The sequence below is a fragment of the Kineosporia sp. R_H_3 genome, from assembly GCF_002198675.1.
Taxonomy (GTDB): Bacteria; Actinomycetota; Actinomycetes; order Actinomycetales; family Kineosporiaceae; genus R-H-3.
The window spans coordinates 1-20,531 of record NZ_MWLL01000123.1 but is presented as its reverse complement, the minus strand read 5'-3'; the positions used below and the strand labels follow the sequence as shown (position 1 = coordinate 20,531).

21 protein-coding genes are annotated in these 20,531 nt (G+C 75.4%); 14 read left to right on the top strand and 7 right to left on the bottom strand.

Annotated features, from left to right (window positions below):
* Together ECOMGDLI_RS12315 and ECOMGDLI_RS34610 are read left to right on the top strand one after the other, a co-directional pair.
* Window positions 1-793 (top strand): OmpA family protein (locus ECOMGDLI_RS12315; protein WP_233153425.1); only part of this gene is annotated, 793 nt, incomplete at its 5' end.
* A gap of 6 nt (window positions 794-799) precedes the next feature.
* Window positions 800-1,843: a hypothetical protein gene (locus ECOMGDLI_RS34610; RefSeq protein ID WP_088317129.1), complete on the top strand. Its 1,044-nt coding sequence runs from the start codon at window positions 800-802 to the stop codon at window positions 1,841-1,843.
* Here ECOMGDLI_RS34610 and ECOMGDLI_RS12305 read toward each other — a convergent pair.
* Window positions 1,824-2,810 carry an EamA family transporter gene (locus ECOMGDLI_RS12305; RefSeq protein WP_088317128.1) on the bottom strand — a complete coding sequence of 329 codons (987 nt, stop codon included), beginning with the start codon at window positions 2,808-2,810 and terminating at the stop codon, window positions 1,824-1,826. The two genes, ECOMGDLI_RS34610 and ECOMGDLI_RS12305, sit on opposite strands and share 20 nt — an antisense overlap.
* Window positions 2,811-3,050: 240 nt before the next feature.
* Between ECOMGDLI_RS12305 and ECOMGDLI_RS12300 the strand changes: the two genes are divergently transcribed.
* From ECOMGDLI_RS12300 to ECOMGDLI_RS12285, 4 genes are all read left to right on the top strand, one after another.
* Entirely contained in the window at window positions 3,051-3,941 is an 891-nt protein-coding gene (locus tag ECOMGDLI_RS12300) for a hypothetical protein (RefSeq protein WP_088317127.1), read from the top strand.
* Window positions 3,942-4,105: 164 nt separating this feature from the next.
* Window positions 4,106-5,278: a pyruvate dehydrogenase (acetyl-transferring) E1 component subunit alpha gene (gene pdhA, locus ECOMGDLI_RS12295; RefSeq protein ID WP_088317126.1), complete on the top strand. Its 1,173-nt coding sequence runs from the start codon at window positions 4,106-4,108 to the stop codon at window positions 5,276-5,278.
* Window positions 5,275-6,255 (top strand): alpha-ketoacid dehydrogenase subunit beta, encoded by a 981-nt coding sequence (locus ECOMGDLI_RS12290; protein WP_088317125.1) that lies wholly within the window; start codon window positions 5,275-5,277, stop codon window positions 6,253-6,255. The genes pdhA and ECOMGDLI_RS12290 overlap by 4 nt, the downstream gene beginning before the upstream one ends.
* A gap of 15 nt (window positions 6,256-6,270) precedes the next feature.
* Window positions 6,271-7,581 carry a dihydrolipoamide acetyltransferase family protein gene (locus ECOMGDLI_RS12285; RefSeq protein ID WP_088317124.1) on the top strand — a complete coding sequence of 437 codons (1,311 nt, stop codon included), beginning with the start codon at window positions 6,271-6,273 and terminating at the stop codon, window positions 7,579-7,581.
* Between the two features lie 18 nt (window positions 7,582-7,599).
* On the opposite strand, the gene ECOMGDLI_RS12280 is transcribed toward ECOMGDLI_RS12285, so the two are convergent.
* The 4 genes from ECOMGDLI_RS12280 to ECOMGDLI_RS12265 are packed head-to-tail and all read right to left on the bottom strand — an operon-like array spanning window position 7,600 to window position 10,310.
* Window positions 7,600-8,088 carry an SRPBCC domain-containing protein gene (locus ECOMGDLI_RS12280; protein WP_088317123.1) on the bottom strand — a complete coding sequence of 163 codons (489 nt, stop codon included), beginning with the start codon at window positions 8,086-8,088 and terminating at the stop codon, window positions 7,600-7,602.
* Window positions 8,085-8,474 carry a helix-turn-helix transcriptional regulator gene (locus ECOMGDLI_RS12275; RefSeq protein WP_088317122.1) on the bottom strand — a complete coding sequence of 130 codons (390 nt, stop codon included), beginning with the start codon at window positions 8,472-8,474 and terminating at the stop codon, window positions 8,085-8,087. Before ECOMGDLI_RS12275 ends, ECOMGDLI_RS12280 begins: the two co-directional genes overlap by 4 nt.
* 45 nt (window positions 8,475-8,519) lie before the next feature.
* Window positions 8,520-9,347 (bottom strand): alpha/beta fold hydrolase, encoded by an 828-nt coding sequence (locus ECOMGDLI_RS12270; RefSeq protein ID WP_088317121.1) that lies wholly within the window; start codon window positions 9,345-9,347, stop codon window positions 8,520-8,522.
* Between the two features lie 42 nt (window positions 9,348-9,389).
* Entirely contained in the window at window positions 9,390-10,310 is a 921-nt protein-coding gene (locus ECOMGDLI_RS12265; protein ID WP_088317120.1) for an EamA family transporter, read from the bottom strand.
* Window positions 10,311-10,418: 108 nt separating this feature from the next.
* On the opposite strand from ECOMGDLI_RS12265, the gene ECOMGDLI_RS12260 reads away from it, so the two are divergent.
* The 3 genes from ECOMGDLI_RS12260 (at window position 10,419) to ECOMGDLI_RS12250 (ending at window position 13,025) form a co-directional block, all read left to right on the top strand.
* Complete coding sequence (locus ECOMGDLI_RS12260; protein WP_088317119.1) at window positions 10,419-11,333, top strand: LysR family transcriptional regulator; 915 nt, start codon at window positions 10,419-10,421, stop codon at window positions 11,331-11,333.
* A 101-nt stretch (window positions 11,334-11,434) separates the two neighbouring features.
* Window positions 11,435-12,505: a metallophosphoesterase gene (locus tag ECOMGDLI_RS12255; protein WP_158220989.1), complete on the top strand. Its 1,071-nt coding sequence runs from the start codon at window positions 11,435-11,437 to the stop codon at window positions 12,503-12,505.
* A gap of 85 nt (window positions 12,506-12,590) precedes the next feature.
* A complete protein-coding gene (locus tag ECOMGDLI_RS12250; protein ID WP_233153424.1) occupies window positions 12,591-13,025 on the top strand; it encodes a PPOX class F420-dependent oxidoreductase in 435 nt (144 codons plus the stop codon).
* A gap of 31 nt (window positions 13,026-13,056) precedes the next feature.
* On the opposite strand, the gene ECOMGDLI_RS12245 is transcribed toward ECOMGDLI_RS12250, so the two are convergent.
* The gene (locus ECOMGDLI_RS12245; RefSeq protein WP_088317117.1) at window positions 13,057-14,370 is read right to left on the bottom strand and encodes a cation:proton antiporter; all 1,314 of its coding nucleotides are present in this window, start codon (window positions 14,368-14,370) and stop codon (window positions 13,057-13,059) included.
* A gap of 105 nt (window positions 14,371-14,475) precedes the next feature.
* Window positions 14,476-15,633 (bottom strand): esterase family protein, encoded by a 1,158-nt coding sequence (locus tag ECOMGDLI_RS12240; protein ID WP_088317116.1) that lies wholly within the window; start codon window positions 15,631-15,633, stop codon window positions 14,476-14,478.
* Window positions 15,634-15,746: 113 nt separating this feature from the next.
* Between ECOMGDLI_RS12240 and ECOMGDLI_RS12235 the strand changes: the two genes are divergently transcribed.
* The 5 genes from ECOMGDLI_RS12235 (at window position 15,747) to ECOMGDLI_RS34605 (ending at window position 20,488) form a co-directional block, all read left to right on the top strand.
* On the top strand, window positions 15,747-16,568 hold the full coding sequence (locus tag ECOMGDLI_RS12235; protein ID WP_158220988.1) for a GDSL-type esterase/lipase family protein: 822 nt from the start codon (window positions 15,747-15,749) through the stop codon (window positions 16,566-16,568).
* A 78-nt stretch (window positions 16,569-16,646) separates the two neighbouring features.
* Window positions 16,647-17,672: an isopenicillin N synthase family oxygenase gene (locus ECOMGDLI_RS12230; protein WP_088317114.1), complete on the top strand. Its 1,026-nt coding sequence runs from the start codon at window positions 16,647-16,649 to the stop codon at window positions 17,670-17,672.
* 193 nt (window positions 17,673-17,865) lie between these two features.
* Window positions 17,866-18,402: a PadR family transcriptional regulator gene (locus ECOMGDLI_RS12225; RefSeq protein ID WP_088317113.1), complete on the top strand. Its 537-nt coding sequence runs from the start codon at window positions 17,866-17,868 to the stop codon at window positions 18,400-18,402.
* Complete coding sequence (locus ECOMGDLI_RS12220) at window positions 18,399-19,163, top strand: ABC transporter ATP-binding protein (RefSeq protein WP_088317112.1); 765 nt, start codon at window positions 18,399-18,401, stop codon at window positions 19,161-19,163. The genes ECOMGDLI_RS12225 and ECOMGDLI_RS12220 overlap by 4 nt, the downstream gene beginning before the upstream one ends.
* The gene (locus ECOMGDLI_RS34605) at window positions 19,160-20,488 is read left to right on the top strand and encodes an FtsX-like permease family protein (RefSeq protein WP_088317111.1); all 1,329 of its coding nucleotides are present in this window, start codon (window positions 19,160-19,162) and stop codon (window positions 20,486-20,488) included. The genes ECOMGDLI_RS12220 and ECOMGDLI_RS34605 overlap by 4 nt, the downstream gene beginning before the upstream one ends.
* Window positions 20,489-20,531: the final 43 nt, after the last annotated feature.

The following is a 20,531-nucleotide window of genomic DNA, read 5'->3' as shown; positions in this document are numbered from 1 at the left end:
GGCGGCGGTCAGGGACTTCTTGGAGCCCGCGGTCGTCGACGTCGCCGCGGACCTCGTCGTCAACGGGGCGGGCCCGAAGCGCGTCCTCACGCTCTCGGGCACCCTCGCGGGCGAGACCCGGCACGCCGCGCTGCTCGCGGCGCTCCGTTCCTGGGCGCCGAAGACCCGCGTCGACGACAACCTCGTCGTCGTCCCGGACGCGCAGCCCGCGCCCGACGTGGCCCGCGCGTGGCCGACGTTCCTGCGGCTCGCCGGCCGCGCGGCGTCCGGCCTCACCGACCGCGGTCGGCTGCACATCGGCCCGGACGGGCTCAAGGTCTCCGGGCTCACGTCGTCCGAGGCGGCGGCGACCGCGATGGGCGACCTCGCCGACGAGGCCGACGCCCGCGGCATCGCCGTCCGCAGCACGGTGACCGGTCCGGTGACCCAGGTGCGCGCCCGGCTCGGGGCGGTGAAGGGGCTGCGCGGGGTGTCGTTCACGCACGGCTCGGAGCGCCTCACCGCGGGCTCCAAGAAGTCCCTGACCGCCGCCGCGAAGATCATCAAGGCGATGCCGGCCGGGGTGATCGTCGAGATCGAGGGCTTCACCGACAACAAGGGTGACGCCAAGCTCAACCAGCGGCTCAGCCAGCGTCGCGCGAACGAGGTCAAGAAGTTCCTCGTGAGCAAGGGCGTGCCGGCGAAGCGGCTGTCCGCCGAGGGCCTGGGGGAGAAGAAGCCGAAGGCGTCGAACACGACGGCCAAGGGCCGGGCCGCCAACAGGCGGATCGAGTTCGTGGTCAAGGAAGGCTGAGGGGACATGGTTTTCTTCCTCGAGAAGACGTGGTTGTGGTGGGTGCTCACCGCCGTCGCCGCCACGCTGCTCACCTGGCTCGTCCTGCGCTGGCAGGACCGGCGCGCCGGCGTCCGCCCCGTCGTGGACAGCGCGTCCGCCGGGGCCGCGGTCGCGTCGCCGGCCGCCGAGCCGGCGGAGCGCCCCGCGACGTCCCCCGCGGCACCCCAGCCGGGGACGACGGGCGGCGGCACCCGGTCCGTCCTCACGCCCGCGCGCGGCCTGTCGCTGCGCAGCCTCGTCGGCGGTGACCCCGAGGTCGTCGCGCTGCGCGCCGAGGTGGAGGCACTGCGCCGCAAGGCGGACGAGGGCGAGATGCTGCGGACCCAGATGGTCTCCGTGCGGGTCGACGCGGACCGGACCAAGGGCCTCGAGGAGGAGGTGCGGCTCCTGCGGCTGCGACTGGAGGGCGAGGACGGCCAGGTCGCGGTCCTCAAGCGCCGGATCGCGCTGCTCGAGGCCGAGGCCTCCCGGGTGCCGGACCTCGAGCGGGAGCTCGCCCGCGCCGGCCGCGCGACGACGACCCGCACGCTCGGCCAGGTCGTCCAGCAGGCGGCCGGTCTCACCGAGGACGCGCTGCCGCCCGCGCCCGTCTCGCCCGCCGTCGGGCTGACCATGCCGGACGCCGCGGCGCCCGCCGCGACGGCGTCGGGCCCGGTCGCGGCCGCGGGGACCGGCCACGCCGGTGCGGTCGCGCTCGCCGAGGCGCCGGCGCCCGACCTCGACGCGGGCCGCCGGGTGCTCGGCGTGCCGGTCCGGCTCGACGACCTCAAGCTCGTCGAGGGCGTCGGCCCGAAGATCGAGCAGCTCCTGCACGCCGACGACATCCGCACGTGGCACGACCTCTCGCAGGTCGGGGTCGACCGGCTCCGCCGGGTGCTCGAGGACGCGGGCCCGCGCTACCAGCTCCACGACCCGGGCACGTGGCCGCAGCAGGCCGGGCTCCTCGCCCGCGGGGCCTGGGAGGAGTTCCGCTCGCTCACCGAGTCGCTCAAGGGCGGCCGGGCCTGAGCCGCGTCGACGGACGTCGTACGAACGGGTCGGACGCTCGGCGTCCGGCCCGTTCGCTCGTGATGACGACCGCGACGCCGAGCACCGCGACGGCACCGCCGACGAGCACGGACCGCGTGGGCCGCTCGTCGAGGACGGCCCAGCCGAGGAGCACCGCCACGACCGGGTTGACGTAGGCGTACGTCGAGACGAGCTGCAGCGGCGCGTGGTCGAGCAGCCAGAAGAACGCCGTGTACGCGACGAGCGACCCGACGAGGGTCAGGTAGACCAGGGCCACCCAGCCCTCGGGGGCGACGTCCGCGGGCCGGAACCCGCGCAGCTCGCCACGGGCCGTGCCGAGCACCGTCATCATGAACCCGCCGAGAACCATCTGGTACGCCGCGGAGACGAGGGCGTCCGCGGGCCGGTCGAGCCGCGGCGTGAGGAGCGAGCCGGTCGCCCAGCCGAGCGTCCCGAGCACGACGAGCCCGACGCCCCACCAGGCGACGTCGGCCGGGTGACCGCCCGGCCGCGCGAGGACCGCCGTCCCGGCGAAGCCCACGACGGTGCCGAGCCACGTCATCGGCCGGGTCCGCACACCGGCCACGAGCGCACCGAGGACGACGACCCACAGCGGCATCGTCGACACGAGCAGGGCCGCCAGGCCGCTCGGCACCGTCTGCTCCGCGACGGCCACGAAACCGTTGCCCACCACGAGGAACAGCAGACCCGCCAGCGCGAGCGAGCCGCACTGCCGCCGGGTCACCCGGACGGCGGCACGGCCCGACCGGCCCACGAGCACCGCCAGGAGGATGACGCCGGCCGTCGAGAACCGCACCCCCATCGCGACGAGCGGCGGCAGCCCCGCGACGACGACGACGCGGATGCCGAGGTACGTCGAGCCCCAGACGAGGTACACCGCGAGCAGCGCGGCCGTCACCCGGACGGCGGACGCCGCCGCGGGGCGGGGTGACGCAGCGTCGACCACGTCTCGTCCTTTCGTGGGGTTCGGGCCCGCAGGCCTGCCGCCCGCGCCGGGCCGAGCCTAGGCTCGCCGCGTACGCCGGGGGTGGTCCGGGCGCCGGTCCGGGAACGGGCGCGGGCGGCGGACCGACGGTCACCCCCTCACCCGTCAGGGTGTCGCTCCTTCAGTCGCATTCGGCGTGCGTCGATACCACACGTAGGCGCGGTGTCATGCCGCGCACCCTGCGGGACGAGTGAGGAAGCGATGGCGAGCAGGACGATCCGGGAGGCGGCCCCCAGCGGGCGCGTCGTCGGTGTCGTCGTGCCCACCTTCCTCACGGCCGCGGTCGCGAGCGGTTCGGCGCTCGCCCTCGTGCTCACCGGCAGCGTGACGATCGGTGGCCTCGGGGCCCCGCTGGCCGGGCCCGGCGGCGGTGGCTCGGCCGCCGCGCTGCCCCGGGTGCAGGCACCGGTCGGCGTCTCGGCCCCCGCGACGCCCGGGGTGCGGCCCCGGGCGACGCCGCGACCGACGCCCACGGCGGCCCCGGACGACGAGGAGGACGACGCTGTCGCCGTCCCGGTGACCTTCCGCCGGCCTGCACCGACGACGGCGCCCGCACCGCGGACGACGGAGCCGCCGGCGCCGCGCCCGTCGCCGAGCGACGTCCCGACGCCCGTGCCGACCACGCCGGACGGCGGGGTGGGCGCCGGCGAGGACGGGCACCACGGGTCGGACGACGACGACGGCCACCACGACGGCGACGGCGATCACGACGACGATCGCGGCGGGGACGACGACCACGGCGACGACGACGGGGGCGTCGACGGGCACCCGTCCAGCGGCCCCGGGGGGTGCGGCGTCGTCCGCCTGGCCGGGCCCCGGCACGGCACGTCCCGCTGCCCCTCGCCGGTGCGCGACCGCCGGCACCGGGACGGCGGCCCCGAGGGGGACGGTGCCGACCGTGGCGGCCCGCGACGGGACGACCCGAAGAGGTCCGGCGACGAGAAGCCGGACGGCAAGCGCTCGGACGGCAAGCGCTCCGACCACGAGCACTCCGACGACGAGCGCTCGGACGGCAAGGGCTCTGACCGCAGGGGCCCGGGTCGCGACGGCCAGGACCGCTCGGGCCACCACCCGGATCGGCGGAGCGGGTGACGGTGCTGCTCGCGGCAGGTCGCGAGGCTTGCCCCGCTCGGTAGTTTGGCGCTGTGCTGTCCGCAGCAGCACACGGCGACCGCACAGCCCACCAGGCGACGGCGGGAGCCATCCCGACGTGCCGTGCGCGGAGACCCCGCAGCGGCCCGACCGTTGGAGCGCCTGTGACCGTACCCGCCGTCGGAGGGCCCGGGGGCCGGCCCCCGCAGCCCCCGCTCGTCCAGCTGCTGACGCCCGAGGGCGAGCGCGTCGAGCACCCCGACTACAGCCTCGACGTCACCCCGGACGAGCTGCGCGCGTTCTACCGCGACCTCGTCCTCGTGCGCCGGGTGGACGCCGAGGCGACGGCTCTCCAGCGCCAGGGCGAGCTCGGGCTCTGGGCGAGCCTGCTCGGCCAGGAGGCTGCGCAGGTCGGTTCCGGCCGCGCCCTCGCGCCGCAGGACTACGTCTTCCCGACGTACCGCGAGCACGGCGTCGCCTGGTGCCGTGACGTCGACCCGGTCACCCTGCTCGGCCTCTACCGCGGGGTGAACCTCGGCGGGTGGGACCCGGCCGAGCACAACTTCCACCTCTACACGATCGTCATCGGCTCGCAGACGCTGCACGCGACCGGCTACGCGATGGGCGTCCAGCGCGACGGCGCGGTCGGCACCGGGGACCCTGCGCGGGACACCGCCGTCATCGCCTACTTCGGGGACGGCGCGACGTCCCAGGGCGACGTCAACGAGGCGTTCGTCTTCGCGAGCGTCAACAACGCCCCGGTCGTCTTCTTCTGCCAGAACAACCAGTGGGCGATCTCGGAGCCGAACGAACGGCAGACCCGGGTGCCGCTCTACCAGCGCGCCGCCGGGTTCGGGTTCCCCGGGCTGCGCGTCGACGGCAACGACGTGCTCGCCGTCCACGCCGTGACGAAGGCGGCGCTCGACCGGGCCCGCCGCGGCGAGGGCCCGACCTTCGTCGAGGCGTTCACGTACCGGATGGGCGCCCACACGACGTCCGACGACCCGACCCGGTATCGGATCGAGGCCGAGGTCGAGGAGTGGAAGCTCAAGGACCCGATCGCCCGGGTCAAGGCGCTGCTCGCCCGGACCGGCCAGGCCGGTGAGGAGTTCTTCGCCGAGGTCGAGGCCGAGGCCGACCGGCTCGCCGGGCACGTCCGCGGCGCCTGCCTCGCGATGCCCGACCCGGAGCCGGTGTCGATGTTCGACCACGCCTACCGGGACCCGCACCCGCTCGTCGAGGAGGAGCGGGCCTGGTTCGCGGAGTACCACGCAGGCTTCGAGCCGGCGGGCCTCGAGCAGGCCGGCGCCGTCGCGGCCGGGGAGGCCCGGCGATGAGCCCGCGGACGACGACGATCGCCAAGGCGGTCAACGAGGGTTTGCGCCGGGCGATGGAGGACGACCCGAAGGTGCTCGTCATGGGCGAGGACGTCGGCCGGCTCGGCGGCGTCTTCCGCGTCACGGACGGGCTGCAGAAGGACTTCGGCGAGGACCGCGTCATCGACACCCCGCTCGCCGAGAGCGGCATCATCGGGACGGCGATCGGTCTGGCGCTGCGCGGCTACCGGCCGGTCTGCGAGATCCAGTTCGACGGGTTCATCTACCCGGCGTACGACCAGATCGTCTCCCAGCTCGCGAAGATGGGCTACCGCTCGGGCGGGAAGCTCAGCCTGCCGGTCGTCGTCCGGGTGCCGTACGGCGGCGGGATCGGTGCCGTCGAGCACCACTCGGAGAGCCCGGAGGCGTACTTCGCGCACACCGCGGGGCTGCGGGTCGTCACCTGCTCGAACCCGGCCGACGCGTACTTCATGACGCAGCAGGCGATCCGCAGCGACGACCCGGTCATGGTCTTCGAGCCCAAGCGCCGGTACTGGGACAAGGGCGAGCTCGACCCGGCGGCGGAACCGTTGCCGCTGCACGCCGCCCGCGTCGCCCGGGCCGGCACCGACGTCACCGTCGCCGCGTACGGGCCGATGGTGCGCACCGTGATCGAGGCGGCGACGGCGGCCGAGGCGGAGGGGCGCAGCCTCGAGGTCGTCGACCTGCGCTCGCTCTCCCCGCTCGACCTCGACACCCTCGTCGCGTCGGTGGAGCGCACCCGGCGGCTCGTCGTCGTCCACGAGGCACCGACGTTCCTCGGGCTCGGGGCGGAGATCGCGGCCCGGGTCACCGAGCGCTGCTTCTACCACCTCGAGGCACCGGTGCTGCGGGTCGGCGGGTTCCACCTGCCCTACCCGGCGAGCCGGCTCGAGGACGAGTACCTGCCCGACCTCGACCGCGTGCTCGACGCCGTCGACCGCGCGCTGGCGTTCTGAGAGGGGAGGCGGATCATGTCCGACATCCAGCAGTTCCGGCTCCCCGACGCCGGCGAGGGCCTCACCGAGGCCGACATCGTGCAGTGGAAGGTCGCCGTCGGCGACACCGTGAAGGTCAACGACCCGATCGTCGAGATCGAGACGGCCAAGTCCCTCGTCGAGCTGCCGTGCCCGTTCGCGGGCGTCGTCACGGCACTGCTCGTCGCCGAAGGGGCGACGGTCGAGGTCGGCACGCCGATCATCGCGGTCGACACCGCACCGGGTGCCGGGGCGGTTCCCGGGCCGGGCACCGCCGAACCGGTGGCGGGCGCCAACGGACGGACCGCCGTCCTCGTCGGCTACGGCCCCCGGACGACGTCGGCGTCCCGGCGGCCGCGCCGGGCGGCCGACGCGCCCCGGCAGTCGGTGACCGTCGCGGCGGAACCCGTTGCGGCGCAGCCGGTCACCGCGCAGCCCGCGCACGCGCTCGCGAAACCGCCGGTCCGGCTGCTCGCCAAGCAGCTCGGTGTCGACCTGACGACGCTCGCGCCGTCCGGACCGGGTGGCGTCGTCACCCGGGAGGACGTCGAGCAGGCCGCGCACCCGGTGGGCGCGCCGTCCGGCGGTGCGACGCAAGGGGTCCCGGCCGGGGAGCGGGAGACCCGGATCCCGGTCAAGGGGGTCCGCAAGCTCACCGCGGACGCGATGGTGACGTCGGCGTTCACCGCCCCGCACGTCACCGAGTGGGTCCAGGTCGACGTGTCCCGCACGATGAAGCTCGTCGGGCGGCTGCGCTCCGACCCCGCGTTCGAGGGCGTCAAGGTGAGCCCGCTGCTCGTCGTCGCGAAGGCGCTCCTCGTCGCGGTGCGACGCCATCCGGGCGTCAACGCCACGTGGGACGAGACCGCCCGGGAGATCGTCGTCAAGCACTACGTCAACCTCGGCATCGCCGCGGCGACCCCGCGCGGGCTCGTCGTCCCGAACGTCAAGGACGCCGACCGGCTCGGGCTGCGCGACCTCGCCGTCGCGCTGAACACGCTCGCGGCGACGGCCCGTGAGGGGCGCACCCCGCCCGCCGACCTGGCCGGTGGCACGGTGACGATCACGAACGTCGGCGTCTTCGGCGTCGACGCCGGGACGCCGATCCTCAACCCCGGTGAGGCGGCGATCCTCGCGGTCGGCCGGATCCGCCGGATGCCCTGGGTGCACAAGGGAAAGGTGAAGCCGCGCTGGGTGACCACCCTCGCCCTGAGCTTCGACCACCGGATGGTCGACGGCGACCTCGGGAGCCGTGCGCTCGCCGAGGTCGCCGCCGTCCTCGAGGACCCGGTACGGGCGCTCTGGTGACCCTGCGCGGGCGAAGGATCAGACCGCGACGAGGCCGTCGATCTGGTTGAGGGACAGTGTGATGCCCTCTTCCATCCCCATCGCGAGGACCTTCTCGAGGTCCTCGGCCGAGGTGTAGGTGCTCGTGAGCGTCATGACGGTGCCCCCGGTGCCGTCGTCGACGAGGGTGACGCGCGCGGACGAGACCGGCATGTCGGTGTTCGGCCGGCCGGCGTCGTCGGCGAAGCCGTCGTCGAACTCGAGGGAGTGCGGGGCGTCGACGGCGGTGACCTCCCAGAAACCGTGGTACTTCTCGCCCTCGGGGGACGTCATGAAGTACCGGACGGCGCCGCCGGGCGTCAGGTCGTGGTGGACGACGGTCGCGGGGTAGGTCGGCGGGCCCCACCAGCGCTCGAGGAGCCGCGGGTCCGCCCAGACCTGCCACACCCTGTCGACGGGCGCTGTGAAGTGGTTCGTGAGCACCAGCGTGAGGTTCTCGATGTCCTTGCGGACGTCGGTCACGGTCATGACGAGGTCTCCTGTCCGAGTTCGGTACGGGTGTCTGTCTGCGGTCCGGTCCCGGCGGTGCCGGTGAGGAGGGCGTCGATCCGGTCCATCCGGCCGACCCAGGTCTGCGCGAGCGCGTCGAGCATCCGGTGCACCTCCTGCAACGCCTCCGGGTTGCCGCGGACCCGCCGCTCGCGGCCCTGCCGCTGCTTGACGACGAGCCCGGCCGCCTCGAGGACCGCCACGTGCTTCTGGACGGCCGCGAAGCTCATCGGGAACCGTTGCGCCAGCTCGGAGACCGAGTGGTCACCGCGCAGGGTCAGCGCGACGATCTCGCGCCGTGTCGCGTCCGCCAGGGCGTGGAACAGCCGGTCGGTGCGCTCCGTGGGTTCCTGACGTACAACCATTGGGTTGTACGTTAGTCGCGGCCCGCCCGGCCCGCAACCCTGTCGTCAGGCGTCGAGCGCCCGGGCGAACGTCGCGGGGTCGTCGGCCCAGGGGAAGTGCCCGGCACCCGGGACGACGACGAGCGTCGCGTCCCGGAACAGGCCCGCGTACTCGGCGGCGCACCGCGGCGGCAGCGCGACGTCGTGCTCGCCGGTGACGAGGAGCACCGGGACCTCGAGCCGGGCGAGCGCCTCCCGGGTGGCCGCCGGGTCGGGCACCTCGGCGTAGTACTCGTCGGCGGCGGTCTCGTTGCGCAGCAACGTCTCCCGCTCGACCCGGGCGCGCGCTGCGTCGTCCCAGCGGCCGTGCACGAACGGCGTGATCGCCGTCCAGTCGTCGTCGGACGCCGCCCCGGCCCAGATCCGCTCGAAGGCGGCGTACGCGGCGGCGAACCAGGGTTCCGCCCGCCGCTGCTCCGCGACCTGCCGCCGGTCGGCGTCGGTGATCTCCAGGCCGACGACCCGAGGGCTCGGGCAGACGAGGACGAGCCGCTCGAGGTGACCGGGGTGGCGTGCGGCGTGGAGCAGCGCCACCGCGGCACCCGCCGAGTGCGCGAGCAGCCCGACCCGCTCGAGCCCGAGGTGACCGCGCAGCGCCTCGACGTCGTCGACCTGCCGGTCGCAGCGGTAGCTGCCCACGTCGTCCGGCACCGCGGAGTCGCCCGTGCCGCGCAGGTCGAGCATCGCGTACGAGACGCGCGGGGTCACCGCGACGAGGTCGTCGAGGTACGAGGACGCCTGCATCGGGCCGCCGGGGACGACGACGACCGGCGGGCCGCCGCCGATCCGTCGGTAGGCGAGGCGGGTCCCGTCCGGGGCATCGATGAAGGGCATCCCCCGACCCTAGGCGCGCCGGGTCGGCGGACCAGCGCAGGCTCACCCGGCCGCGACCACCGCCGCCGTGCGCCGCCGGGCGACCCTGTCCCGCAGCGGCCCCGCCTGCGGCACGAGGAGGCCGCCGACGACGAGCACGCTGCCGGCGAGCGAGAGCGCCGGCACCCGCTCGCCGAGCGCGAGCCACGCGGTGACGAGCCCGACCGGTGGCACGAGCATCGTGAACGGGGCGACGAGGGACGCCGGGTAGCGGCCCATGAGCATCGACCACGTGCCGAACCCGAAGACCGTCGCGAGCACGGTGAGGTACGCCAGGGCGAGGACGCCCGGCCCGTCGATACCGGCCAGGGCGGCCGGCAGCCGGGTCGGGCCGGTCTGCACCGCGGCGGCGACGAGGAGCACCGGGGCGGCGACGACGCTGCCCCAGACGACGAGCCCGAACCCCTGCGTCGCGCCCGACGCCCGCGCGACGAGGTTGCCGCACGCCCACGACAGCCCGGCCGCCAGTGCCAGCGCGAACGCGAGCACCGGGGACGCCGCCCCGACCTCGACGGACCGGAACCGGTCGACGCCGATGAGCACCAGCCCGGTCGAGGCCACGACGACGCCGAGCACCTGCGGCCGGGACGGCCGCTCCCCGAGGAAGGCCGCCGCGAGCAGCACCGTGAACACCGCCTGGCACTGCAGGACGACGGCCGCGAGCCCCGGCGGCAGACCGAGGTCCATCGCGGTGAAGAGCAGCCCGAACTGGCCGACGTAGAGCGTCAGCCCGAGCGCCACGAGCCGCGGCGCCGACAGGTCGGGCCGCGGCACGAACCAGGCGCACGCCGCCGCGACGAGCACGAACCGCAGCGCGGCGAGCAGCAGCGGCGGCGTCGACGCGAGGCCGACGTGGATGACGACGAAGTTGACCCCCCACACCACGGCGACGAGGACGGCGGCGGTGACGTGGCGGGGCGACATGGCCCCAGCCTGCCGCTCCGCGGGCGTAACGAACAGCACCGGTCCGTTCCGGTGGCCTGAAGCGTTGCTTACCGGTCCGGGCGGGCGGTCGGCGCGGATACTGCTGCCATGGACGGCATGGACCTCAACCCGGTGCGGGCCAGGTGCTTCCTCGAGGTGGTCGAGCGTGGCACCGTCGCGGCGGCGGCCCGCGCCCTCGGCTACACCGCCCCCGCCGTCTCCCAGCAGGTCGCCAAGCTCGAGCGCTCGCTCGGGGTGCCGCTCTTCGACCGGGTCTCGGGCCGGCTGCGGCCGACCCCGGCCGGCACGGCGCTCGTGCCGCACGTGTACGCCGTCCTCGACGCGCTGGAGTCCGGCGCGGACTCGGCGCGGACGGCGGCCCGCACGAGCCGGCAGGCGGTCGGGGTCGCCGCGTTCCCGTCGGCGCTCGTGCACCTCGTCGCGCCGGTCGCCGGAACCGGCACCGTCCCCGTCGGCCGGGTCGTCGAGGCCGAGGACGACGCCGCGCTGCGCGACCTCTCGCTCGGGCACGTCGACGTCGCGGTCGTCCAGGAGCACAGCCACCAGCGCTACGAGCGCGACCCGCGCTTCCAGCACCACCGGCTGCTGCGGGACCCGCTCGACCTGCTCGTGCCGCCGGGCACGCCGCCGCCGGCCCGGCTCGCCGACACCGCCGACCTGCCGTGGGTCGTCAGCGGTGCGGGGTCGCCCTGCCGGGTGTCGACGGACCACGCGTGGCGCGCGGCGGGGATCGCCCCGCGGGTCGCGGCCGAGGCCTACGAGCTCGCGAGCCTCGCCGGGCTCGTCGCGTGCGGGGTCGGGGTCGCGCTGCTGCCGCGGATGGGCCTGCCCGAGGACCTGCGCGGCGCCCGGGTCGCCCCCGGCGCCTCGCCCGTCGTCCGCACCCTCTTCGCCGTGACCCGGCGCACGAACGGCCGCGGGGCCGTCGCCGAGGTCGTCGCGGCGCTCCGGGCGCGGGCACGGGTCGTCGCGGCCCGCGAGGTCGAGCGCTGGACGGCCTGACCGCCTGAGCGCCGTCTGACCGTCTGACCGCCCGACCGCCGCCCGACTCGGCCGCACGGTGGTGGCCCTCACGGGTCGTGATGAGCGAGGATCGCAGCGTCATGTCGAACAGCCACCGCTCCCGCCGCCGCACGCTGGTCCCGATCGGGGTCGTGCTGGCGCTCGTCGCCGGGGCCGGGCTCGTCACCTACCAGCAGGGCCTGCCCCCGTTCGGCCGCGCCGCGGCGACGCCGGCGCCGACCGCCGGCGGGGCTCCCGGCACCGCGGCGTCCGACCCCGTGACGAGGAGCCCGGGGACGTCGGGCACGAGCCGGCTGTCGATCACCCCGCGCAGCCGCCCGGTGCTCGTCGCGGCCGTCGGGGACATCGCGTGCTCCCCCGGGTCGCCCGCCTTCAACCGCGGCCGTGGTCGGGGGAACGAGTGCCGCCACCAGGCGGTCGCCGACCTCGTCGTCGCCCGGCGGCCCGCGGCGTTCTTCGCGCTCGGCGACAACCAGTACGACAACGGCACCCTCGCCGCGTACCGGGCCTCCTACGACAAGGCGTTCGGCCGCCTGCTGCCGATCACCCGGCCCGTCGTCGGCAACCACGAGTACCGCACGCCCGGTGCTGCCGGGTACTGGGACTACTTCGGCAGCCGGGCCGGGCCGCGCGGCAAGGGCTGGTACTCCTTCGACATCGGCACCTGGCACGTCGTCGCGCTCAACGCGAACTGCGACGTCGTCTCGTGCGCCCCCGGGTCGGAGCAGGAGCGCTGGCTGCGGGCCGACCTCGCGGCGCACAAGACCCGGTGCACGCTCGCGATGTGGCACCAGCCGCGGTGGAGCAGCGGGTCCGAGCACGGCGACAGCAAGAAGGCCATGGCCCTGGTGCGGGCGCTCTACGACCACCGGGTCGACGTGCTGCTCTCCGGCCACGACCACGACTACGAGCGGTTCGCGCCGCAGGACCCGGACGGCCGCCTCGACCGGGCGCGCGGCGTCCGCCAGTTCGTCGTCGGCGGCGGCGGCAAGAACCTGCGGACCATGACGGGCGAGAAGAACACCGAGGCGAAGAACGCGTCGACGTTCGGTGCGCTGTTCCTCTCCCTCGGCAAGGGGTCGTACTCGTGGACGTACGCCGCGGCCTACGGCGGCAGCTACGGCGACGCGGGGACGACGGCCTGCCACTGAGCGGCGGGCGGCCCCACCCGACGGACCCGCCCGACGGGCCCTCCCGACTTGTCGTCGGTGCCCGTCGAGCGCAGGCTTACGCCTCATGAACCTGCTCCCCGAGGCCGCCGGCCCGATGTGGACCTTCCTCGCCGGCCGGCACCTCGGCACCCTCGCGACGATCAAGCGGGACGGCCGCCCGCAGCTGTCGACGGTCAGCTTCGTCTACGACCCGGGCACCAGGGCGGTCTCGGCGTCGGTGACCGACGGCCGGGCGAAGACCGCGAACCTGCGGCGCGACCCGCGGGCCAGCCTGCACGCGGCGTCCGAGGACGGCTGGACGTACGTCGTCGCCGAGGGCACCGCCGACCTCTCCCCGGTGGCGCAGGCCCCGGACGACGAGACCGTCGACGCGCTCGTCAACCTCTACCACGCGCTGCGCGGCGACCACCCGGACTGGGCCGAGTTCCGGCAGGCGATGGTCGACGAGGGCCGGCTGGTGCTGCGGATCCACGTCGACCGGGTCTACGGGATGGTGTGACCGGCGGTCCTCGGACCCCCGGGCGCGCCGCTCAGGCCACCGGCTGCGGTGTCCGCACCCGCTCCAGCCACGCCATGGCAGGTGTCGCCGCGATCCCGTGCACGAGCACGGAGAGCACGATCGTGAAGGTGACGGTCGACCACAGCACACGGTCGACGTCCCCGAAGTCGGCGTGCCCGAGCGCGTAGGCGAGGTAGTAGACCGAGCCCACGCCGCGCACCCCGAAGAACGCCGTGACGACGCGTTCGCGCGGGCCGAGGGCGCCGTCCGCGACCCGGTCCTCCCGGGCGGCGCCGCCGAGGAGACAGACCCAGGCGGTCACCGGCCGGACGACGGCGACGAGCAGCACCGCGACGACGGCCCCCGACCACGTGAGGTTCGCGAGCAGCCCGTCGGTGAGGGCGACGCCGAGGAGCAGCAGGACGACGAGCGTGAGCAGCCGTTCGAGCCGCTCGACGACCTGGTGCATGAGCGCGTGGTACTCGTGGCCGCGCTCGGCGCTGCGCAGCGCGAGGGCCCCGGTGAACACCGCGAGGAAGCCGTAGCCGCCGAGCACCTCGGCGACACCGTAGGTCAGCACGGTCGCCGCGATCGCGAGGAGCGGCTCACCCGTCTCGGCGAGCCGCAGCGACCGGCGCGGCGCCCGGAACGCGACCCGGGCGAGGGCGAGGCCGCACACGGCCCCGACGACGGCGCCGATGACGACCTTGCCGACGAGCTCCCAGGCGAGCCAGTGCCACCACCAGGTCCCGATACCGCCGCCCGCGGCGAGCATCGCGGCCTGCACGAAGGGGAACGCGAGACCGTCGTTGAGCCCGGCCTCGCTCGTCAGCGCGAACCGCACCTCGTCGTCCTCGTCGACCTCCGCGGCACCCTCGGCCTCCTCGGTCGGGCCCTCGACCTGGATGTCCGCCGCGAGCACGGGGTCGGTCGGGGCCATCACCGCGCCGAGCAGCAGCGCCGCGGCCGGGGCGAGCCCCATGACCACCCAGCCGAGCAGCGCGCCGCCGGCGATCGCGAGCGGCATCCCGATCGCGAGCAGGCGCCAGGCGGGTGACCACGAGCGCCACGACGTCCACGACCGCCATCGCAGCGGCCGGTCGATCGCCAGGCCGACGCCCATGAGCGCGACGAGCACCGCGAACTCGGTGAGGTGCTCGGTGAGGGCGAGGTGGTCGACCGGCGACACCCGCTCGCCGCCGGGGGCGGGCAGCAGGCCGATGAGCGCGCCGACCGCCACGAGCACGATGGGAGCGGAGAGGGCGGCCCCGCGCAGCGCCGCCGGCAGCACGACACCGAGGAGGAGGGCGAGACCGCCTACGAGGTAGACCACGTCGGCGCTCACCCGCTCATGGTCCGCGCTGGGACGCACCCCCGCACCGCCACCCGTCCTCTGGCGGGTCGTGCACCTGAGAACCCGAGTCTGGGGTGGTCGTCCCGCCAGAGGACGTCAGCCGGTCACCGTGGCCGGGCCGGACGGCGCGAAGCCGGGCACGGTGCTGCCGAGCCAGCCGAGCGCCTGCGGCAGGAGCCCCTGCCACACGCCGATCCGGTGGCCGGCGTGCTCGAGGACGACGGACCGCACCGACATCGGCGGCCGGGCGGCCCGCAGCAGCGCCGTGCTCGAGGCGTACGAGAGCCGGTCGGCGTGCGAGGTCTCCAGCCACAGCGCGACGGGCGGCGCCGCCCGCCCGGCGAGCCCGACGAGGTCGTAGCGGCGCGCCTGCGGGCCGGCCGGCGGGAACGGCGGCGGCCCGGTGAACTCCGGTCGGAAGTAGCCGCCCATGACGACCGCGGCACCGAAGCGCTGCGGGTGCAGCATCGTCGTCATCGCCGAGCACCACCCGCCCGCCGACAGCCCGATCGTCGCCCAGGCCCGCCGGTCGGGGACGACCCGGAAGTGCTGCTGCACCCAGGCCGGGACGTCGTGGCTCACCCACGTCTCGAGCGCGTGCCCCGGTCCGCCGTCGACGCACTCGGTGTCCTCGCCGGGCGGGATCTCCAGCACCGGCGACACGACGAGCGTCTGGCCGAGCCGGCCGGCGGCGGTGGCGGCGTCCAGCGCCGCGGGCAGGTGCATGGTGCCGATCCACTGGGCGGCGCTGCCCGGGTAGCCGGAGAAGGTCTCGAGCACGGGGTAGGCCCGGCCGGCGGCGCGCGGGTCCCGGTAGGACGGCGGCAGGTCGACGAGCACCTCGCCGGTGAGTCCGCTGCGCGCGCCGGTCACGGTGTAGGTGAGCACCCGGCCGCCGGGGCCCTGGCCGGGCGGCAGCGGTGGCAGCGACCGGGCCGGCGCCGCGGTCGTCACCGGTTCGCGGCCGAAGGCGACGGACGGCGCGGCGCCGCCGGTCGCGGTCGTCGCGGCCGCCCCGGCACCGAGCGCACCCGCGAGGTCGGTCCAGTCCGCGAAGAACCCGAACTGGTCGTTGAGGACGACCGCGACGACGAGCAGCACAGTGACGTCCGACAGCAGGATCAGGCCGGTGCGGGACGCCACCGGCACGGCGCCGCGCGCCGCGAACCGCGGCCAGAGCGCGACCGTCCCGGCGAGCGCCGCGACGGCGGACAGGACTGCGAGCAGCAGCAACGCGGGGCCGGTCAACGACATGGTGCTCACGCTCTTCTCGGACGGGGCTCACAGGTTGCGGGGTTACGGTCGTGGCGATGGCTGGGACCCGACGCGGCCGCCGGAGCGCACGGGCAGGTCGACCCTCGTCGTCCGTGCAGGTCTCCGCGCAGGTCGTCGTGCTCGCGGCAGTGGCCCTCGTCGCCGGGCTCGTCGGCTGGGCGGACGCCGGTGCGCCAGACGGCCACGCGTCCGGGGCGCCGTCCGGGGCGCGGTCCACCGGTCCGACGGGCGGCCGGACCCCGTGGCACGTCGTCGGGATCGGCGACTCGGTGACGTCCGGGCACGGCTGCGCCTGCGACCTCGTCGCCGACTACGCCCGGCTCACCGCCGCCGCCACGCACCGCACCGTGACGTCGGCGAACCTCGGCGTCGACGGCCAGACCTCCGCCGGGCTGCTCGAGGCGCTCGCGGACGGCGGCCCCGAGGCGGGCGAGGTCGCCCGGGCGGACGTCGTCCTCGTGACGATCGGGGCGAACGACCTCGCGGGCGGGCTCGCCCGGTGGCAGGGCGGCGCCTGCACCGGCGAGGCCTGCTTCAGCGAGGCGGTGGCGGGGGTCCGGCAGCGGGTCGAACAGGTCGTGGCCCGGGTCCGGGCGCTGCGCGCGGGCCGGCCGACCCTCGTCCTCGTGACGGACTACTGGAACGTCTTCGAGGACGGCACCCGCGCCGTCCGCGACCACGGTCGCGACTACCTCGACCTGGCCCGCACCGCGACGGACGCCGCGGATGCCGCGATCTGCGCGGGCGCCCGGGCGGGCGGTGCGACGTGCGTCGACCTCGTCGGGCCGTTCCGGGCGGCGGACGGCGGGGTCGACGACCTGCTCCAGGACGACGGCGACCACCCCGACGGCGACGGCCACGCGCTCATCGCCCGGACCCTCGCGGCCGCCGGCTGGGACGCCCTGCTGCGCTGACGCCGTCCGGCCCGCCCGCGCGACCGGTCCGCGGAACGCCCCTTGCCGGAACCAGACCGACCTGGTGAGGTTCGAGCCATGACCGTGAGCGCCGAGCCCCGCACCCTGCCGATCCTCGACCTGAGCCGCTTCCGGGCCGGGGACGCCGAGCGCGAGGCGTTCCTCGCGGACGTCCGGCACGCCGCGCACGACGTCGGCTTCTTCTTCGTCACCGGTCACGGGGTGCCCGCAGCGGTGACCGAGGGCGTCATGGCCGCCGCGCACGCGTTCTTCGCCCTGCCCGCCGACGCCAAGCTCGCGATCGAGAACGTCCACTCCCGGCAGTTCCGCGGCTACACCCGGGTCGGCTCCGAGGTCACGGCCGGCTCGGCCGACCAGCGCGAGGTGCTCGACGTCGGCCCCGAGCGCCCGGCGCTCGACCTCGGTCCGGACGACCCGGCCTACCTCGGCCTCGTCGGCCCGAACCTCTGGCCGAGCGCGATGCCGTCGCTGCGGCCCGCCGTCCTCGACTGGCTCGCCGAGGCCGACCGGGTCATGCGCGAGGTGCTCCGGGTGCTCGCCGCGGCCCTCGGCCAGCCGGAGACCTACTTCGACGCCTGGTTCGACGACGAGGCGTGGCGCAACCTCAAGCTCGTGCGCTACCCCGGGCGCGACACCGTCGAGACCGACCAGGGCGTCGGCGCGCACAAGGACTACGGCTACCTCGCGCTGCTCCTCCAGGACGACCTCGGGGGCCTCCAGGTCGAGGCGCTCGACGGGGCGTGGATCGACGCGACCCCGGTGCCCGGCGCCTTCGTCGTCAACATCGGGGAGATGCTCGAGATCGCGACCCAGGGCTACCTGCGGGCGACGAAGCACCGGGTCGTCAGCCCGCCGGCCGGCCGCGACCGGTTCAGCGTGCCGGCGTTCCTCGGCCCGCGCCTCGATGCCGTCGTCGACCCGCTGACCCTGCCCGCCGACCTCGCGGCGCAGGCCCGCGGCGTCGAGGCCGAGAGCCACAACGTGATCGTGCCCCACTTCGGGGAGAACACCCTGCGCGGCTGGATGCGCTCGCACCCGCGGATCGTGGCGCGCTGGTGGGACGGCGTGACGCCGCCGGCCTGACGTCCGTCCCGTCTCCTGCCCCGACGAACCCCGGGGCTGCCCGAGTGCACCCACACGCGGACGATGCGCCCGGTTCCTGACAGACGGCTGGACGGTCGCTGACCGTCCCCGGTGCGTCCCTGCTTGATCCGCGAGGCATACCGGGTATACCTTCGAGCATCGGCATACCGGGTATGCATCGAAGGAGGGGACGATGTCGATCCGGCACAGCCTGCTCTCGCTCCTGGCGGAGGGGGACCGTCACGGCTACCAGCTCCGCCAGGAGTTCGAGGGGCGCACCGGCGGCACATGGCCGGTGAACATCGGGCAGGTCTACACGACCCTCGGCCGGCTCTGCCGCGACGGTCTCGCCGAGGAGGTCGGCAAGCAGGACGACGGCTCGGTGACCTACCGGATCACCCCGGCCGGCAAAGCCGAGGTCGACACCTGGTGGACGAGCCCGGTGACGCGGGCCGCGCCCGACCGGGACGAGACGTCGATCAAGGTCGCGCTCGCGGTGAGCTCGCCGGGGGTCGACGTCCTCGCCGTCCTCGAGACCGAGCGCGAGGAGACGCTGCGCGCGCTCCAGGCCTACACGCGGGCCAAGACCCGGATCCCGGACCACCCGACGGGCGGCGAGCTGGCCCGCCTGCTCGTGCTCGACCAGCAGATCTTCACCGCCGAGGCGCAGGCCCGGTGGCTCGACCACTGCGAGCAGCGGCTCGCGGCCACCCAGGGGAGTGTTCGATGACGGGGCAGACAGCAGGCGACCTGCTGCGCATGACGGACGCAGGTCGGGTGCACCACGCCGGCACGCCCGCCGAGGTGCACGCGCTGCGGTCCTTCTCGCTCGCGGTCGCGCCCGGTGAGCTCGTCGCCGTCATGGGCCCGTCGGGCTCGGGCAAGTCGACGGTGCTGCACCTCGCGGGCGGGCTCGACGTCCCGACGTCCGGCGAGGTCGTCCTCGACGGGGTCTCGCTCGGCGGGCTCTCCGTGCGCAAGCGGGCCGCCCTGCGCCGCCGGGCGGTGGGCTACGTCTTCCAGGACCTCAACCTCGTGCCGGCGCTCACCGCCGTCGAGAACGTCATGCTGCCGCGCGAGCTGGACGGCGTCGCGACGTCGACCGCCCGTACCGAGGCGCTCGCGGCGCTCGAGGAGGTCGACGTCGCCGACCTCGCCGACCGCTTCCCCGAGGAGCTCTCCGGCGGCCAGCAGCAGCGCGTCGCGATCGCCCGCGCCCTCGTCGGCCCGCGCCGGCTCGTGCTCGCCGACGAGCCGACCGGGGCGCTCGACTCGCTCGCCGGTGAGGCCGTCATGAAGGTGCTGCGGGCGCGGGTGGACGCCGGTGCGGCCGGCCTGCTCGTCACGCACGACGCGCAGCACGCGGCCTGGGCGGACCGGGTCGTCCGGTTGCGGGACGGCTTCGTCGTCGGGACGACCGGCGACCTCGTCCACGGGGTCGGCAGGGCGCCGGCGGGTGTCGTGGGCGACGTCGCCGGGGGGCAGCGGTGAGCCGCTGGCGCGCCGTCCTGCGACTCGCCGCCCGGGACGCGCGGCGCGGGCTCGGGCGCAGCAGCCTCGTCGCGCTCATGGTGCTCGTGCCCGTGCTCCTGGCCACCGTCGGGTCCGTCGTCGCGCGGTCGGCCCAGCTCGACCCGCAGGACGTCGTCCGGCAGGGGCTCGGGACGGGCGCGGTCCAGGCCCGGGTCTTCGGCGGCTTCGACGGCAAGGCCGCGGAGCAGGACCTCACCGCGCAGAGCATCGGTGGCTCGGGCGAGGAGCCGCTGCCGACGTCGGAGGTCGAGCGCCGGGTGCGCGAGGTCGTCGGCCCCGGCAACCGTCTCGTCCCGCAGAGCTACGGCCCGCGGCGGGTCCTCGTCGTCGGTGAGCGGATCGTCCGCACCGAGGTCGGTGAGCTGGACGTCACCGCGCTGGGTGCCGGCGCGCCGGTGACCGTCGTGAGCGGCCGGGCACCGGTCGCCGACGGTGAGGTGCTCGTCAAGGCCTCGGCCCGCGGCAGCACGGTCGTCCCGATGGGGGCCCGCTTCACGTTCCTCGACGAGAGCCGGGTCTTCACGGTCGTCGGCAGCTTCCGGGCGAGCGACCCGTTCGGTCTCGCGCCGCCGGTCCTCGGCCGCCCCGGTGCGCTCATCGACCCGCGCACCTTCGAGACCGATCCGTACTACGGCGGCTTCGAACGGGGCTGGTTCGTCGTCGGCCCCGACCCGGTGACCTGGGCGCAGGTGCAGCAGGTCAACTCCTTCGGCGGCTTCGTGCTGAGCCGGGCCGCCGTCGCCGAGGACCCGCCGATCGACCCCGAGGTGATCCGCGGGTTCGGTCCGGACGCCGAGGAGGTCGTCACCGTCGGCGTCGTCATCGCGCTGGTGCTGCTCCAGATCATGCTCATGGTCGGCCCGGCGATCGCCGTCGGTGCCCGGCGCAACGAGCGTCTCCTCGCCGTCGTCGGTGCCTCGGGCGGCGCTCCGCGGCACCTGGCCGGCGTCGTCCTCGCCGGGGCCGGCGTGGTCGGGCTGCTCGGCAGCCTCGCCGGTGCCGTTCTCGGGGCCGGCGCGGGTGCGGTGGTCGTGCGGCTGTACGCCGCCTGGACCGGCGAGGCGGTGCCGCGGGTCGATGTCAACGGGCTCGATCTCGCCGGCCTCGTGCTCGTCGGCACGATCACCGCCGTCGTCGCCGCCGGGCTCCCCGCTCTCCGCGTCTCCCGGCTCGACGTCGTCGCGGCGATCACCGGCCGCCGCGCCCAGTCCGCACCCCGGCTGCGGGTGCCCGTGCTCGGCCTCGGGCTGTTCGCGGCCGGGACCACGAAGACCACCCGGTAGGCGGTCTGCGAGCAGCCCCTGGTCGGCAGGCACACCTCGGGGA